We start from the raw sequence: 17320 nt of genomic DNA on the forward strand, positions 1-17320 counted from the left end.
GAATTGCACCGCACCCTTTTGAGGCGTGTCCGACCCGTATTGGCTTGTTATTGGGTCAAATGGCGCAATGGACTGTTCTGTGACAGCCTTCGCGTGCAAAGGGTGTTACCGTCACGGCCTGCCCTTTGCATCACAGGTTGAATTGCAAAGCGCGTACCAAAATTCCCGGCTGTAGCGTTTAAGCGCTCGTCAAGTAGGTAAAGTTGTATCGTTGCGACATTCTTTTTCAGACAATCATTTCCAGCGCCTTCTTTTCACGCACGCCATAACAAGACCCGCACACTTTCGGAGCAGTCATGACCAACCCACTGATTCTCGAACCGCAGAAAACCGCAGATGCCTGTGTGATCTGGTTGCACGGTCTGGGTGCCGACCGTTACGACTTCCTACCAGTGGCCGAATTCATGCAGGAGCGCCTGCTCAGCACCCGTTTCGTCATGCCCCAGGCCCCCACCCGCCCGGTAACCATCAACGGCGGCTACGCCATGCCCAGCTGGTACGACATCAAGGCAATGACCCCGGCCCGCGCCATCGACGAAACGCAGCTGGAAGAATCGGCCGAGCAGCTCATTGCCCTGATCAAGGCCGAGCAGGCCAAAGGCATCAGCCTGTCGCGGATCTTCCTGGCCGGTTTCTCCCAGGGCGGTGCGGTGGTGCTGCACACTGCCTATATAAAGTGGCAAGAAGCGCTGGGTGGCGTGATCGCCCTGTCCACCTACGCCCCTACCTTCAACGACCAGCATCAGCTGAGCGCCTGCCAGCAACGCACCCCGGCCCTGTGCCTGCACGGCGTGCATGATCCGGTGGTGATCCCCTCCATGGGCCGTACCGCCTTCGAGTACCTGAATACCTGGGGCGTCGCCGCCCGCTGGCACGAATACCCGATGGAACATGAAGTGGTGGTTGAAGAGTTGAACGACATCCACGACTGGCTGTGCAAGCAATTGCAATAAGCCAAGGCAGCCTGTAGTTGTGAGGCTATTCCACTACGCCGCGCCTGAATCTTGCATTACACTGCCCGGCGTACATTCCTTAACCAGTTGATGAGACGATCGTGCTCAAGGCACTCAAGAAAATATTCGGCAAGGGAGACGACGCGCCACAGGCCGTCACTCCTGCTGCCAGCGCGACGCCGCCTGCACCCGCGCCCGCCAGCGAGGCCCGGCCCGCAGCAAAGCCGGCCGCCCCGCGCACCAACCCCACTGCCGAGGCTGAACAGCCTGCCGCCGTTACCCCAGCCAGCGAAAAGCCGGCCAAGGGCAAACCCCGCCGTGAGCGCAAGCCCAAGCCGCAGGCCAGCCTGTGGAAACCGGAAGACTTCGTGGTCGAGCCGCAGGAAGGCAAGACCCGCTTCCACGATTTCAAACTGTCCAATGAGCTGATGCACGCCATCCACGACCTGGGTTTCCCGTACTGTACGCCGATCCAGGCACAGGTACTGGGTTACACCCTGCGAGGCCAGGACGCCATCGGCCGGGCCCAGACCGGTACCGGCAAGACGGCGGCGTTCCTGATCTCGATCATTTCCCAGCTGCAGCAGACGCCGCCGCCGAAGGAACGCTACATGGGCGAGCCACGCGCGCTGATCATCGCGCCCACCCGTGAGCTGGTAGTGCAGATCGCCAAGGATGCCGTTGCCCTGACCAGGTACACCGGCCTGAACGTGATGAGCTTCGTCGGCGGCATGGACTTCGACAAGCAGCTCAAGGCCCTGGAAGCGCGCCACTGCGACATCCTGGTGGCAACCCCGGGCCGCCTTCTGGACTTCAACCAGCGCGGTGAGGTGCACCTGGACATGGTCGAGGTGATGGTGCTGGACGAAGCCGACCGCATGCTCGACATGGGCTTCATCCCCCAGGTGCGCCAGATCATTCGCCAGACGCCGCCGAAAAGCGAGCGCCAGACCCTGCTGTTCTCCGCCACCTTCACCGACGACGTGATGAACCTGGCCAAGCAATGGACCACCAACCCGGCCATCGTCGAGATCGAGCCGGAAAACGTGGCCAGCGAAACGGTGGAGCAGCACGTGTATGCGGTGGCCGGCAGTGACAAGTACAAGCTGCTGTACAACCTGGTGACCCAGAACAAGTGGGAACGGGTAATGGTGTTTGCCAACCGCAAGGACGAGGTGCGGCGCATCGAGGAAAAACTGGTGCGCGACGGCATCAACGCCGCCCAGCTGTCGGGCGACGTGCCACAGCACAAGCGTATCCGCACCCTGGAGAGCTTCCGCGAAGGGCGCATTACCGTGCTGGTGGCTACCGACGTGGCCGGGCGTGGTATTCACATCGACGGCATCAGCCACGTGATCAACTTCACCCTGCCGGAAGACCCGGACGACTACGTGCACCGCATTGGCCGGACCGGCCGTGCGGGCACCAGCGGTGTATCGATCAGCTTTGCCGGTGAGGATGACTCGTACCAGCTGCCCGCGATCGAAGAGCTGCTGGGGCGCAAGATCAAGTGTGAAATGCCGCCGGACGAGCTGCTGAAGCCGGTGCCGCGCAAGCACCACTGATGATCCGAATGCTGGCACCGTCCCTGTAGGAGCGGCCTTGCGTCGCGAAAGGGCCGCATCGCGGCCCCAGCAATCTCTGCATTAATGCTGAAATCCTGGGGCCGCCATGCGGCCCTTTCGCGACACAAGGCCGCTCCTACAAGAAATCGGCGCAGCCTTGGCTACCAGCGCCCGGCAGCATCCTGGTCACTCTGCTTCCCTTCGACCCAGCGCGGCCCTTCCTGGGTATTTTCCTTCTTCCAGAATGGCGCCCGGGTTTTCAGGTAGTCCATGATGAAGTTGCAGGCATCGAACGCCGCCTGCCGATGGGCACTGGCCACACCGACGAACACGATCGGCTCGCCCGGCTCCAGCGCACCGATGCGGTGCAGCACCTCCACCTTCAGCAACGGCCAGCGCTGCTCGGCCTCGACCACGATCTTGGCCAGCGCCTTTTCGGTCATGCCCGGATAGTGCTCGAGGAACATCCCCGCCACTTCGCGACCATCGTTGAAGTCCCGCACATAACCGACAAAACCGACCACCGCCCCCACGCCGACATTGGCCGCATGCATGGCATTGGTCTCGGCCCCTGGGTCGAACGCGCCTTCCTGTACTCGCACAGCCATGTTCAGCCTCCGGTCACCGGCGGGAAGAACGCCACTTCATCGCCCTCTTCCAGCGGCTCATCGAGCTTGCACAGCTCTTCATTACGCGCGCACATCAGGTTCTGCTCGGCCAGCAGCTCGTACTGCCCGCCCTTGCCCAGCAGCGCCTGGCGCACATCGTCGATAACCTTGAACTCGCCCTCCACTCGCTCGGCATCCACGCCCAGCAGCTCGCGGTAACGGGCGAAGTACATCACCTTGATCTTCATCACGCCTGCACCTTGTAGTGGCCACTCTTGCCGCCGACCTTCTCCAGCAGGCGCACCTGCTCGATGACCATGCCTTTATCCACAGCCTTGCACATGTCATAGATCGTCAGCGCAGCCACGCTGGCGGCGGTCAGCGCCTCCATCTCCACGCCGGTCTGCCCGGCCAGCTTGCAGCGGGCGACGATGCGCACGGCGTCCTGCCCCTCGGCACTGAGTTCGACCTTGACGCTGGTCAGCATCAGCGGGTGGCACAGCGGGATCAGGTCACTGGTCTTCTTGGCCGCCTGGATACCGGCAATGCGCGCCACGGCGAACACGTCCCCCTTGGGGTGTTCACCGTCGACAATCATCTGCAAGGTCTGCGGCAACATGCGCACACGCGCCTCGGCCGTGGCCTCGCGCTCGGTCACGGCCTTTTCAGTGACGTCGACCATGTTGGCCCGCCCCTGGGAATCAAGATGTGTCAGCACTGCTCTGCTCCTGTGAAGGGAACACGCAGTGTAAACCTGTGAGTCAGGTTTGAGCAGAGGGATGCGTCAACTGGCCCGCGAAGAGGCCGGGCGGCGAACCGCCCGGCGGTGAGGGTTACAGATGCGATTCGGCGTACTCGGCCAGCACCGAGCGTGGCACGCCCTGCAGGGTGATGTGCACGCCATGGGGGAAGTCCTTGAAGCGCTCGGTCAGGTAGGTCAGGCCCGAGCTGGTCGCGGACAGGTAGGGGGTGTCGATCTGCGCCAGGTTGCCCAGGCAGACTACCTTGGACCCGGAGCCGGCACGGGTGATGATGGTTTTCATCTGGTGCGGCGTGAGGTTCTGGCACTCATCAATCAGGATCAGGCTCTGCTGGAAGCTACGGCCACGGATGTAGTTCAGCGACTTGAACTGCAGCGGCACGCGCTCGAGGATGTACTCGACGCTGCCATGGGTGCTTTCGTCATCCATGTGCAAGGCTTCGAGGTTGTCGGTGATGGCGCCCAGCCAGGGCTCCATTTTCTCGGCCTCGGTGCCCGGCAGGAAGCCGATCTCCTGGTCCAGCCCCTGCACACTGCGGGTGGCGATGATGCGCCGGTAGCGCTTGCTGACCATGGTCTGTTCAATGGCCGCGGCCAAGGCCAGGATGGTCTTGCCGGAACCGGCGGCGCCGGTCAGGTTGACCAGGTGGATATCCGGGTCGAGCAGGGCGAACAGCGCCAGGCTCTGGTGGATGTCCCGCGGCTTCAGGCCCCAGGCTTCCTGGTGCAGCAGCGGTTCCTGGTGCAGGTCGAGCAACAGCAGCTCGTCGTTGCGGATACCCTTGATCCAGCCGACGAAGCCCTGTTCATCGATGATGAACTCGTTGACATGCACCGCCGGCAGGTTGTCGATCAATTGCACGCGGTGCCACGTACGGCCACGCTCCTGGCGGGTATCGACCTTGCTCACCCGGTCCCAGAACGAGCCGGTGACCGAATGGTAGCCCTTGGACAGCAAGGACACGTCGTCGACCAGCTGGTCGGTGCTGTAGTCCTCGGCCGCGATGCCACAGGCACGTGCCTTGAGGCGCATGTTGATGTCTTTGGTGACCAGCACAACGTCCAGGTCGGTGCGTCGGCCCCGTACTTCGAGCAACTGGTTGATGATGATGTTGTCGTTGAGGTTTTCCGGCAGCAGCTTGTTCGGCTCGTTGCGCGGGGTCATCAGGATGGACAGGAAGCCCTTGGGCCCGCTCTTGCCACGCTGGATCGGTACGCCCTGCTCGACATCGCTGGGCGAGGCGTCACCCAGGGTCTGGTCGATCAGGCGAATGGCCTGGCGGCATTCGGCGGCGATGGTCTGTTTGCCGGTCTTGAGCTTGTCGAGTTCCTCCAGCACCGTCATCGGGATGGCGACATGGTGCTCCTCGAAGTTCAGTAACGCGTTGGGGTCGTGAATCAGGACGTTGGTATCGAGCACATACAGGATAGGCTTGCTGGAGGAAGGGTTGCGTCCTTGGTCATCCATACTCGGTCACCTTATGTCGAAGCCACACGGCGTGGTCTGTTACGCCGCAGAGTGACTGCCGCTGTCCCCGTATCCGCGTTGTTACGGGCGGGAAGCGAACCTGGCTAGGTGGGCCTGGATGACGCCACCTGTGCTGCAGGAATCGGCTGTCTGGTTTCTTCATACAGCAAAAATGATGACTAAAAAAAGTCTTTTTACGTGTAGGTGAAGTTTATTTTTCCAAATGACGAACAGGGGTTGGCGAGGGGGCGCGTGGGGGCTACAGTAAAAATTCAGGCTGGGATTGCTGGGGGGCGCTTCGCACCCCGATCGCGACACAAGGCCGCTCCTACAGGCATCGCGTAACCTTGTAGAGCGGCCTTGTGTCGCGATGGGCCGCAAAGCGGCCCCCTACCCCCTCAAGCCATACGCCTGGCAATCTTCCCAACCAATCCCGCTCTGCGCGGTATTGCGCAACAACCACTCCACCGCCGGCTGCGCCTTGGGTAGGCCGTCATGGAACTGGATCACCCCCTTGCGCCACAGCAGCATCAAGGTCAGCACCCGCTGGGCAGAGGCCTCGGCACTCAGTGCGCCATCATCCTGGGCATCGATGTCCCACAATGACACCCGCAGCTGCTGGCTGGCCATGAAAGCCTCGCCATCGGCACGGCGCTGCCCGTAAGGCGGCCGGAACAACGGCACGTACTGCTCCGGCAAGTCGGCCTGCACTCGTGCCCGGCTGCGCCGCAACGAATCCTGCCAGTCTGTCCACTGCGCATGGGAGCGGTACTCCCAACCCTGAATCCCCACGCATTGCCCACGATAGAGTTGGCGCAAGGCATCTGCCGCACCGGCGTCACGGCGTTGCTGCAGGCGATTGCCGAGCACGAAGAACGTGCCTTCAAGCTTTTGCCGGCGCAGATAATCAGCCAGCAGATCGGTACTGCCGCCCTGCGGCCCGGGCCCACCAACGAAGGTCAGCAGGAACATGCGGTCGTTCAGCTGATCCCCGTTGCGCTCGCGCGAGGACAGCCGCTCCACCTCGCTGCTGGTCTGTGGCAGCAACGCAGCCTTGCGCAGCTGCTCGTCCAGGTAGCGCACATGGAACTGGTGGCTCGGCTCGATCCAGCCTGTGTAGAACGTGCCGACATCAGTCGCGAACGTCGTCGCTTGCGTGCGCAACTCCGCCATCGATGTTACCGGGTAGCAGAACGACGCATCCTGCTCGCAACTGCGCTGAGCCTGTTGATAACCCTCCCACAACCGCTGCCACATGCGCGCCCGCACCAGGCGCACCTTCTGCAGGTTGATCTGTCGCAGCCCCAGGCGCGCCGCCAGCGTCGCGTCGTCCAGCAGTTCGCTTTCGTGCAGCACCTGGGCGAACGAGAGGATCTCGGCCCGCGAAGCCACGTCGAACAACGCCGGGCTGTCCAGCTGTTCGGGCCACAGGCTGCGGTCCAGGCTCACCTGGGGTGAAGGAGCGGCTTGCACGGCCAGGCTCAGCAGAGCGGCCAGCAAGGCAGAGGCAATACGCACGGTTGAAGGCTCCGCAACGGCGAAACGCGCACTATAGCCTCTGCATCGGTCATGGTCTGTGACTATCGTCGGCATAGTTTGGACTTGCCCCGTCCAGCCCGTAGAATCCCCGGCCAACGATGCCAGGAGCCGACCCGATGCTGACGGTGATTTCCCCCGCCAAGACCCTCGACTACGACACCCCGCCGGTGACCGAACGCTTCACCCTGCCCCAGTACCTGGACGACTCCCAGGAACTGATCCAGCAGCTGCGCGACCTGTCACCGGCGCAGATCAGCGAACTGATGCACCTGTCCGACAAGCTCGCCGGCCTGAATGCCGCGCGCTTCGGCAGCTGGACCCCGGACTTCACCCCGGCCAATGCCAAGCAGGCGCTGCTGGCGTTCAAGGGTGACGTGTACACCGGCCTCGACGCCGAGAGCCTGGGCGAGGACGACTTCAGCTATGCCCAGGATCACCTGCGCATGCTTTCGGGCCTGTACGGCCTGCTGCGCCCGCTCGACCTGATGCAGCCCTACCGCCTGGAAATGGGCACCAAGCTGGCCAACGCCCGCGGCAAGGACCTGTACGCCTTCTGGGGCACGCGCATCAGCGAGTGGCTGAACCAGGCCCTGGCCGAACAGGGTGATGATGTGCTGCTGAACCTGGCCAGCAACGAGTACTTCAGCGCGGTGAAACGCAGTGCGCTCAAGGCTCGGGTGATCAACGTCGACTTCAAGGACCTGAAGAACGGCCAGTACAAGATCATCAGCTTCTACGCCAAGAAAGCCCGCGGCATGATGAGCCGCTTCGTCATCCAGCAGCGCATCAGCGACCCGGAGCAGCTCAAGCAGTTCGATGTGCAGGGGTACTACTACAGTGCCGAGCAGTCGAAGCCGGACCAGCTGGTGTTTCTGCGCGATCATCCCACCGAGTAAGCCTGTAGCACCGCTTTCGCGGGCTCGCCCGCTCCCACAGGTATGCCACTGAATTCAAGGTCGGTGACCAACCTGTGGGAGCGGGCGTGCCCGCGAATGGGCAAAAACATTTCTCCCCGCCTTTGCCCCTCAACAGGGCACACTTCATATCGCCACTACGCCACAAATCCGACGCCAATAAAACGTCACACCACTACTTATCGCCAAACGCCATAAGACCGTTCGTAGCTTTTTTGACGAATTTTTCAAAAAATTTTTCAATACTGGCACAAAAATATCTCGCAACAGTTTCGCCCTTTATATATCGGGGCAAAACCCCCGCGTGCTATCAAATTGAAATTGTTCGCCACTGAAAAAATATTTAGAAATCTTTCATCCGCGCCGAACCCACCCCGGAACTTCTGCTACGACGAATCGCTCATAGTGCCGTAACGATTTTCCTGCCCTCGGGGTGTGAGAGATGACTTACAGATGACAACGGCAGGTATCCACTACCAGCCCAACAACTTCGACAGGTATGACGGCAACCCCCGAAGACCCTGTCCACGCAGGAGAGACGCGTCCCTTACAATTCGTCCTAGTGGTTGATTTCAAAGGATTTTTCCACTTGAAAAAACAAGCACAGCAACGCGCCAGGTAGCGCATTGCAATAAAGACGGCTGCATTCCAGGGCACGTTTTTTAATTAATGGCTTTTTACTGCCACATTTGAGTGCATAACTTTTTGCGCTCCGGATTTATTTTGCCTGCGCTCGGCGAAGTGTGCATTTCGCCATGGATCCGTGCGCCCGAAAACTGTTGTTAATCAACCCAGCCCGGCTCTCTCCGGAGGGTCGGCGTGATAAACACATGAGGTGATAGCGATGCGTATCAGCATCTTTGGTTTGGGTTATGTGGGTGCAGTCTGTGCAGGCTGCCTGACGGCGCGAGGCCATGAAGTGATCGGTGTGGACGTGTCCAGCACCAAGATCGACCTGATCAATCAGGGCAAGTCGCCCATCGTCGAACCTGGCCTGGAAGCACTGCTGCAACAGGGCATCGCCAACGGCCGCCTGCGCGGTACTACCGATTTCGCCGAAGCCATCCGTGCCAGCGACGTATCGATGATCTGCGTGGGTACCCCAAGCAAGAAGAACGGCGACCTGGGCCTTGAGTATATCGAGTCGGTATGCCGCGAAATCGGCTACGTGCTGCGTGACAGCGAGCGCCGCCACACCATCGTGGTACGCAGCACCGTGCTGCCGGGCACCGTGAAGAACGTGGTGATCCCGATCCTCGAAGACTGCTCGGGCAAGAAAGCCGGCGTCGACTTCGGCGTCGCGGTCAACCCGGAATTCCTGCGTGAAAGCACCGCGATCAAGGATTACGACCAGCCACCGATGACCGTCATCGGCGAACTGGACAGCGCCAGCGGCGACATCCTCCAGGCCCTGTACGAAGAGCTCGACGCGCCGATCATCCGCAAGCCGATCGAAGTGGCCGAGATGATCAAGTACACCTGCAACGTGTGGCACGCCACCAAGGTCACCTTCGCCAACGAGATCGGCAACATCGCCAAAGCCGTAGGCGTGGATGGCCGTGACGTGATGGACGTGGTCTGCCAGGACAAAGTGCTGAACCTGTCCCAGTACTACATGCGCCCTGGCTTCGCCTTCGGCGGCTCGTGCCTGCCCAAGGACGTGCGCGCCCTCACCTATCGTGCCGCCAGCCTGGATGTTCGCGCACCGCTGCTCGACTCGCTGATGCGCAGCAACGAATCGCAGGTGCAGAACGCCTTCGAGCTGATCGAAGCCCACGACAAGCGCAAGGTCGCCCTGCTCGGCCTGAGCTTCAAGGCCGGCACCGACGACCTGCGGGAAAGCCCGCTGGTGGAACTGGCCGAGCGCCTGATCGGCAAGGGCTACCAGCTGGACATCTACGACGAGAACGTCCAGTACGCCCGCGTCCACGGCGCCAACAAGGACTACATCGAGTCGAAGATCCCGCACGTGTCGTCGCTGCTCAACGCCGACTTCCAGAAGGTGATCGACAACGCCGACATCATCGTCCTGGGCAACCGTGACGAGCAGTTCCGTGCACTGGCACAGCAAGCACCGGCCGGCAAGCACGTGATCGACCTGGTCGGCTTCATGAGCAAACCGACCTGCGCCACCAGCCGTACCGAAGGCATTTGCTGGTAAGTGCCGGCAGGGCAGCGATGGCCTCCCCACCACCGCTGCCCACCTTTCCCCGAATTCTCGACGGATGCTGAACATGCAAAGGATCCAGACAGTGCTGTTGCAGTGCGCCGGTTGGCTGCTCTACATGAGTCTGCTCATGTTGATCGCCCTGGCCCTGCCAGCCGATATCTTCGACTCGCAGTCGAAGCACTTCATCTTCCTGGTCGGCGCAGTCGGCATCTGGCGCTATTCCATGGGCGCCACCCATTTCATCCGCGGCATGATCTTCCTCTACGGCGTGTACCCGTACCTGCGCCGCAAGGTGCAGAAGATGGGCAAGGACGCCGACCCGTCCCATGTGTACCTGATGGTGACCAGCTTCCGCATCGAAGCGCTGACCACCGCCCAGGTTTACAGCTCGGTGATCCGCGAGGCGATCAACTGTGGCTTCCCCACCACCGTGGTCTGCTCGCTGGTGGAAATGTCGGACGAACTGCTGGTGAAAAGCCTGTGGGCCAAATACAACCCGCCAGCCCACGTGAAACTGGACATCGTGCGCATCGCCGGTACCGGCAAGCGTGACGGCCTGGCCTACGGTTTCCGTGCCATCTCGCGCATGCTGCCGGACGAGAACGCTGTGGTCGCAGTGATCGACGGCGACACCGTGCTGGGCGATGGCGTGGTACGCAAGACCGTGCCGTGGTTCAAGCTGTTCCCCAACGTCGGCGGCCTGACCACCAACGAGTTCTGCGAAGTGCGTGGCGGCTACATCATGAGCGAGTGGCACAAGCTGCGCTTCGCCCAGCGCCACATCAACATGTGCTCGATGGCCCTGTCCAAGCGCGTGCTCACCATGACCGGGCGCATGTCGATGTTCCGCGCCAGCGTGGTGACCAACCCCGAGTTCATCGCCGACGTCGAAAGCGACTCGCTGATGCACTGGCGCCTGGGCCGCTTCAAGTTCCTCACCGGTGACGACAAGTCCAGCTGGTTCAGCCTGATGCGCCTGGGCTATGACACTTTCTACGTGCCGGACGCCGCCATCAACACGGTCGAGCACCCGCCGGAGAAGAGCTTCTTCAAGGCCAGCCGCAAGCTGATGTACCGCTGGTACGGCAACAACCTGCGGCAGAACTCCCGCGCGCTGGGCCTGGGCCTGCGCCGCCTGGGGCTGTTCACCAGCATCGTGCTGTTCGACCAGCGCGTGTCGATGTGGACCAGCCTGCTGGGCCTGACCGTGGCAGTGATCGCCAGCCTCAAGTTCGGCCTGGGCTTCCTGCTGGTGTACCTGCTGTGGATCGGCATCACCCGCCTGATCCTCACCATCATGCTGCTGTGCTCCGGCCACAACGTCGGCCCGGCCTACCCGCTGATTCTCTATTACAACCAGATCATCGGCGCGCTGATGAAGATCTACGTGTTCTTCCGCCTCGACAAGCAGTCCTGGACGCGTCAGCCCACTGCCCTCAAGCGAGACCTCGCCAGCTTTCAACAATGGTTCAACACCTGGTCCTCGCGGACCATGACCTTCTCGGCTGCCAGCATCTTCGTCGCTGTGCTGTTCATGGTCGTGTGAGCCCAACCCGGATCGGAACTAACAGGAACAAACCACATGAATACCGCCGTGAACGTCAACGTCGTGCATGAGTCCGAAGCCCAGCGCCAGCATGCCCGGGTACGTATCCCCGCCAAGCTGCGGTTCCTCGACGCTCAGCGCCAGGCCCACGATGTGAAGGTCGACGACCTCTCCGCCGGTGGCCTGAGCTTCCACACCAAGCAACAACTGACGGTTGGCGACGTGCTACGCGGAAGGCTGCAGTTCACGGTCGACAACCTCGGCCTGTCGATGGACATCGAGTTCCAGGTGCGCTCATACCACCCGGACAGTGGCCGCACCGGCGCGCAGTTCCAGAACCTCGAGCCACGCGACATCGCCACCTTGCGCCACATCATCACTTCGCACCTGTCGGGTGAACTGATCACCGCAGGCGATGTGCTCAGCACCCTGCAGCGTGACAACTTCACCAAGGCGCGCAAGCAAAAGGACAGCGGCGCCGGCCTGAGCGCCTTCGGCCGCCTCAAGGCAGTGACGGTCACCCTCGGCGTGTTCGTGGTCGGTGTCGCCGCCTTCGGCTTCATCGCCAAGTCGCTGTACGGCATGTACTTCGTCAGCCACGCCGAAGCCGGCGTGGTCGCAGTGCCCACTACCAACATCACCATGCCGCGCGACGGCACCGTGAATAGCCTGGTCGACAGCGGCGGGCTGATCGCCAAGGGCGCGCCACTGGCCAGCTTCACCACCAGCATGCTGGACATGCTCAAGGGCAACCTGGAAGACGCGCAACTGGAGCCGGCGAAGATCGAGGAACTGTTCGGCAAGCAGCTGTCCGGCACCCTCACCAGCCCCTGTGACTGCGTGGTTGCCCGCCAGCTGGTGGACAACGGCCAGTACGCCGCCAAGGGCCAGCCGATCTTCCAGCTGATCCCGCGCACCACCAACCCGATGATCGAGGCGCGCTTCACCTACCGCCAGTTCGACGAGGTCAAGCCAGGCACCCGGGTCAACTTCCAGGTAGCCGGCGAAGACGAAGTGCGCACCGGCCAGATCGTCAGCAGCGCCAGCCTCAACAGCGAAGACCTGGCCGCCGACATCCGTGTGCAGATCAAGCCCGACAGCGCCTTGCCCGCCGAACTCGCCGGCCGCCCGGCTTCGGTCAACAGCGACCGTGGCCCGTCGCTGAACTGGCTGATCGACAAAGCCATGGCCCGTGGGCTGTAAGAGGATCTGACAATGATCTCTGATACCAACACATACCCTGTGGGAGCGGGCGTGCCCGCGAAGAGGCCAGCAGGGGCAACATCATCGGCTATGCCAATTCGCGGGCACGCCCGCTCCCACAGGGTCCGAGTAAACCTTGGGCTGTGCAGCCTGGCCATGGCCATCGCCTTGGCGGGCTGTGCGGGCCTGCCCGACCAGCGCCTGGCCAACGAGGCCATGAAGCGCGGTGACACGGCACTGGCCGAGCGCAACTACAAGGCGCTGGCCGACCTGGGCTACAGCGAAGCGCAAGTGGGCCTGGCCGACATCAAGGTCGCCACCCGCGATCCGGCGAAAATCAAGGAAGCCGAAGCCACCTACCGCGCCGCGGCCGCTATTTCGCCGCGTGCCCAGGCGCGCCTTGGCCGCCTGCTGGTGGCCAAGCCCGACAGCACCCAGGCCGAGCGCGAAGAAGCCGAAACCCTGCTCAAGCAAGCCGCCGCACAGGGCGAAAGCAACACCCTGATCCCGCTGGCGATGCTCTACCTGAGCTACCCGCAGAGCTTCCCCAAGGTCAACGCGCAGCAGCAGATCGACCAGTGGCGCGCCGCCGGCAACCCGGAAGCGGGCCTGGCCCAGGTGCTGCTGTACCGCACCCAGGGCACCTACGACCAGCACCTGGGCGAAGTGGAGAACATCTGCAAGGCCGCGCTGAACACCACCGACATCTGCTACGTCGAACTGGCCACCGTGTACCAGAAGCGTGGCCAGGCCGACCAGCAGGCTGCCCTGCTCGGTCAGCTCAAGGCGGCCTACGCCCGTGGCGCAGTACCGGCCACCCGGGTCGACAGCGTTGCCCGAGTACTGGCTGACCGCAGCCTCGGCCAGACCGACGAGAAAACCGCCAAGGACCTGCTCGAACAGGTGGCCCCAGCCAACCCGGCGTCCTGGGTCAGCCTGGCGCAACTGGTGTACGACTTCCCCGAGCTGGGCGATACCGACCAGCTGATGGCCTACATCGACAAGGGCCGCGAAGCCGAACAGCCACGCGCCGAACTGTTGCTGGGCCGCCTGTACTACGAAGGCAAGACCCTGCCTGCGGATGCGGCCAAAGCCGAACAACACCTGCAGGCTGCCGCCGACGCCGGCGAAGTCAGCGCCCATTACTACCTGGGCCAGCTGTACCGCCGCGGCTACCTGGGCAACGTCGAGCCGCAGAAGGCCGTCGACCACCTGCTGGCCGCCGCCCGTGGCGGACAGAACAGCGCCGACTACGCCCTGGCCCAGCTGTTCAGCGAAGGCCATGGCATTCGCCCGCAACCGGGCAACGCCTGGGTATTCGCCCAGCTGGCCCAGGCCAACCCGTCGCCACAGTCCGCTGAACTGCTGCAGCAGCTCGACCAGCAACTTACACCTGACCAGCGCAGCCAGGCCCAGCAACTGCTGGCACAGGAAAAGCAGGCACGCGGCAGCATGAGCCAGGGCGCCAACAGCACCCTGGCCATCGAAGCCCTGCAAGACGACGAAAAAGAAGTAACCGGTGAGGACTCGCTATGACGCTCAATCCCTTCGTGAAAGCCGGCATCGGCCTGAGCTTCGCCCTGCTGTGGTCCTGCCCGACCCTGGCGGAAATGACCGCTGAAAAGAACTTCGGCCTGGATGTGAAAATCACCGGCCAGTCGGAAGACGACCGTGACCTCGGTACCCGCTCCGGCGGCGACGTCAGCGGCCTGGGCCTCGACCTGCGCCCTTGGGTATATGGCGAGCGCGGCAACTGGAGCGCCTATGCCATGGGCCAGGCCGTCACTGCTACCGACACCATCGAAACCGACACCCTGCGCCAGAACGACGACGGCACCACCACCGACACCGCCGCCGACGGCCGCGAGCAGGACAAGAGCTACCTGGCCATGCGCGAATTCTGGGTCGGCTACAGCGGCCTCACCGCCTACCCCGGCGAGCAGCTGCGTTTCGGTCGCCAGCGCCTGCGCAGCGACGATGGCATGTGGCGTGACACCAACATCGAGGCGCTGAACTGGACCTTCGACACCACCCTGCTCAAGGCCGACCTGGGCGTAGCCCAGCGCTTCAGCGAATACCGCACCGACCTCACCGAGCTGGCCCCGGAAGACAAGGACCGCACGCACATCTACGGCAACGTCGCCACGCAGTGGACTCCTGGCCACTGGGTCGGCGTACGCGCCCACCACACCCACGACGGCGGCAGCCTGAAGAACCCGGGCGAAACCGTCGATGCGCTGGACAAGACCCGCACCGGCGACCTCACCTGGCTGGGTCTGGAAGCCAACAGCGACGCCTACAACTGGCGCAACGACCACACCGTCAACTACTGGGGCAGCGTCACCTGGCTGACCGGTGACCGCGACACTCTCAGCAGCCAGGTCGTCGGTGACGAAACCGTGGCCACCGGCAAGCAGAGCGGTGACGTCAACGCCTGGGCCACCGACCTCGGCATCCGCCTGCGCCTCGACCCCCAATGGCAGGTCGGTGCGGCCTACGCCCGTGGCAGCGGCGGCGGTGGCGACGACGGTTCGAGCAACTACGAGCAGACCGGCCTGGAGAGCAACCGCTCCAACTACACCGGTACCCGTTCGCGCGTGCACCGCTTCGGTGAAGCCTTCCGTGGCGAGCTGGGCAACCTGCAGGCGGCCACCCTGTTCGCCTCCTGGCAGCTGCGCGACGACTACGACGCCAGCTTCATCTACCACAAGTTCTGGCGTGTCGATGGCAACCAGAACATCGGTTCCAGCGGCATCAACGCGGTGGTCAACGACAACGGTGTGAACCGCCCGCTGGTCGATGGCGAAAAAGACCTTGGCCAGGAAATGGACGTAGTCGTGACCAAGTACTTCAAGCAAGGCCTGCTGCCGGCTTCGATGAGCCAGGCCATCGACGAGCCATCTGCCCTGGTGCGCCTGCGCGCTGGTGTGTTCAAGCCGGGCGATGCTTACGGCAAGGAAGCGGACTCGTACATGCACCGTGCCTTCGTCGACGTGATCTGGCGCTTCTGAGGCCGGTAGAGGACTTACCGTTATGAACCTTCACCCGCACTTACGTCACAGCCTGTTGGCCAGCGCGTTGCTGCTGGCCAGTGGCCTGGTCGCTGCCGCAGAGCCCAAGGTGATCGCCAAGGAACTGCAGCAGGCCAAGACCTACACGGTCTCCAGCGCACCGGTCGAGCCCCTGCACATGGACCCGCCCAAGCTGCCTGACCTGACTGGCTACACCGCCGAGGCGGTGCAGAAGAAAATCGACCGCCGCCACAAGGGCAAGGTCAGCGTGCGCCGTATGTTCCAGGAGGACACCCTCAAGGAATTCGTCGGCGGCGACAACAAGGCGGCCGAGTGGGTCCAGCGCCAGCATGGCATTCCGCAGGCGATCTTCGTCGATGACGGCCATCTCGACCTGGTCGAGCTGAGCAAGAAGGTACCTAAACAGTACCTCAGCGAAGTCGAGCCTGGCGTGTACCTGGCGCGCCTGCCGATCGTGGTCGGGCAGAAGGGCATTCTCGAGATCGACGGCAAGGTCAAGCAGCTGCGCCTGTCCCAGGAAGGCGGTTCGTTCCTGGTCAACGACGGCAAGCTGTTCGTCACCGACACCCAGGTGACTGGCTGGCGCGAGAAGGACAACGGCCCGGCGACCTTCCGCTCGCCCAAGGAATTCCGCCCGTTCCTGCTGTCGTGGGGCGGTACCGAGACCTACATCGTCAATACCAAGATGGCCAGTTTCGGCTACGCCAAGTCCAAGTCGTATGGCGTGAGTATCTCGCAGTACACGCCGAACATGGCCAAGCGCATGGGCCGCCCGGAACCCACCGGCTGGATCATCGGCTCCGAGTTCAGCGACATGTGGTACGGCTTCTACTGCTACGAGACCCAGGACTTCGTGGTCAAGGACAGCACCTACCGCGACAACATCGTCTACGGCATCGACCCGCACGACCGCTCGCACCGGCTGATCATCGCCGGCAACAACGGTGTACGGCACCAAGAAGAAGCACGGCATCATCGTTTCGCGTGAGGTCAACGACAGCTGGATCATCAACAACAAGAGCTTCGACAACAAGCTCTCGGGCGTGGTGATCGACCGTAACAGCGTCAACAACCTGATTGCCTACAACGAGATCTACCGCAACCACACCGACGGCATCACCCTGTACGAAAGTGGCGACAACCTGATCTGGGGCAACAAGCTGATCAACAACCGCCGCCACGGCATCCGCGTGCGTAACAGCGTGAACATCCGCCTGTACGAAAACGTCGCCATGGCCAACGGCCTGGTCGGTGTGTACGGCCACATCAAAGACCTGTCCGACACCGACCGTGACATCGCCCTCGACCCGTTCGACACCAAGGTGTCGCTGATCCTGGTCGGTGGCGAACTGGCGGCCAACGGCTCCGGGCCCTTGTCCATCGACTCGCCGCTGTCGGTCGAGCTGTACAAGGTATCCATGCTCGCCCCGCGCAAGGCCAGCGGCATCAGCCTCAACGGCATCCTCGGCGAACGCCAGGACGAAATCCTCGACCTGCTGGTACGCCAGCAAAAGGCTGTGCTGATCGACCCGGTCGAACGCCAGACCGAAATGATCGATTAA

13 protein-coding genes and 1 pseudogene are annotated in these 17320 nt (G+C 62.6%); 9 read left to right on the plus strand and 5 right to left on the minus strand.

What is annotated here, in order from left to right:
* Positions 1-296 precede the first annotated feature (296 nt).
* Both QIY50_06055 and rhlB read left to right on the plus strand, forming a co-directional pair.
* The gene (locus QIY50_06055) at positions 297-953 is read left to right on the plus strand and encodes an alpha/beta fold hydrolase (protein ID WGV21781.1); all 657 of its coding nucleotides are present in this window, start codon (positions 297-299) and stop codon (positions 951-953) included.
* Positions 954-1054: 101 nt separating this feature from the next.
* Positions 1055-2518, plus strand: a complete 1464-nt coding sequence (gene rhlB / locus QIY50_06060; protein ID WGV21782.1) for an ATP-dependent RNA helicase RhlB — start codon at positions 1055-1057, stop codon at positions 2516-2518.
* Between the two features lie 161 nt (positions 2519-2679).
* Here rhlB and moaE read toward each other — a convergent pair whose 3' ends face one another.
* The 5 genes from moaE to QIY50_06085 all read right to left on the minus strand — a co-directional run bounded on the left by moaE (position 2680) and on the right by QIY50_06085 (position 6872).
* Complete coding sequence (gene moaE / locus QIY50_06065) at positions 2680-3126, minus strand: molybdopterin synthase catalytic subunit MoaE (protein WGV21783.1); 447 nt, start codon at positions 3124-3126, stop codon at positions 2680-2682.
* A gap of 2 nt (positions 3127-3128) precedes the next feature.
* Positions 3129-3374 carry a molybdopterin converting factor subunit 1 gene (moaD, locus tag QIY50_06070; protein WGV21784.1) on the minus strand — a complete coding sequence of 82 codons (246 nt, stop codon included), beginning with the start codon at positions 3372-3374 and terminating at the stop codon, positions 3129-3131.
* On the minus strand, positions 3374-3844 hold the full coding sequence (moaC, locus tag QIY50_06075; GenBank protein ID WGV21785.1) for a cyclic pyranopterin monophosphate synthase MoaC: 471 nt from the start codon (positions 3842-3844) through the stop codon (positions 3374-3376). Before moaC ends, moaD begins: the two co-directional genes overlap by 1 nt.
* Positions 3845-3959: 115 nt before the next feature.
* Positions 3960-5354 (minus strand): PhoH family protein, encoded by a 1395-nt coding sequence (locus QIY50_06080; protein WGV21786.1) that lies wholly within the window; start codon positions 5352-5354, stop codon positions 3960-3962.
* Between the two features lie 390 nt (positions 5355-5744).
* Positions 5745-6872 carry a polysaccharide deacetylase family protein gene (locus QIY50_06085; GenBank protein WGV21787.1) on the minus strand — a complete coding sequence of 376 codons (1128 nt, stop codon included), beginning with the start codon at positions 6870-6872 and terminating at the stop codon, positions 5745-5747.
* Positions 6873-7009: 137 nt separating this feature from the next.
* Between QIY50_06085 and yaaA the strand changes: the two genes are divergently transcribed.
* The 7 genes and pseudogenes from yaaA to algG all read left to right on the plus strand — a co-directional run bounded on the left by yaaA (position 7010) and on the right by algG (position 17320).
* Complete coding sequence (yaaA, locus tag QIY50_06090) at positions 7010-7789, plus strand: peroxide stress protein YaaA (protein ID WGV21788.1); 780 nt, start codon at positions 7010-7012, stop codon at positions 7787-7789.
* Between the two features lie 862 nt (positions 7790-8651).
* Positions 8652-9968 carry a UDP-glucose/GDP-mannose dehydrogenase family protein gene (locus QIY50_06095; protein WGV21789.1) on the plus strand — a complete coding sequence of 439 codons (1317 nt, stop codon included), beginning with the start codon at positions 8652-8654 and terminating at the stop codon, positions 9966-9968.
* A 73-nt stretch (positions 9969-10041) separates the two neighbouring features.
* On the plus strand, positions 10042-11523 hold the full coding sequence (locus tag QIY50_06100) for a glycosyltransferase family 2 protein (GenBank protein ID WGV21790.1): 1482 nt from the start codon (positions 10042-10044) through the stop codon (positions 11521-11523).
* A gap of 36 nt (positions 11524-11559) precedes the next feature.
* Positions 11560-12726 carry an alginate biosynthesis protein Alg44 gene (locus tag QIY50_06105; protein WGV21791.1) on the plus strand — a complete coding sequence of 389 codons (1167 nt, stop codon included), beginning with the start codon at positions 11560-11562 and terminating at the stop codon, positions 12724-12726.
* 90 nt (positions 12727-12816) lie between these two features.
* Positions 12817-14262: an alginate biosynthesis TPR repeat lipoprotein AlgK gene (gene algK, locus QIY50_06110; protein WGV21792.1), complete on the plus strand. Its 1446-nt coding sequence runs from the start codon at positions 12817-12819 to the stop codon at positions 14260-14262.
* Positions 14259-15737, plus strand: a complete 1479-nt coding sequence (locus QIY50_06115) for an alginate export family protein (protein ID WGV21793.1) — start codon at positions 14259-14261, stop codon at positions 15735-15737. Before algK ends, QIY50_06115 begins: the two co-directional genes overlap by 4 nt.
* 22 nt (positions 15738-15759) lie before the next feature.
* Positions 15760-17320, plus strand: a pseudogene (gene algG / locus QIY50_06120) (mannuronan 5-epimerase AlgG).

It is taken from the genome of Pseudomonas putida (assembly GCA_029953615.1).
Taxonomy (GTDB): domain Bacteria; phylum Pseudomonadota; class Gammaproteobacteria; order Pseudomonadales; family Pseudomonadaceae; genus Aquipseudomonas.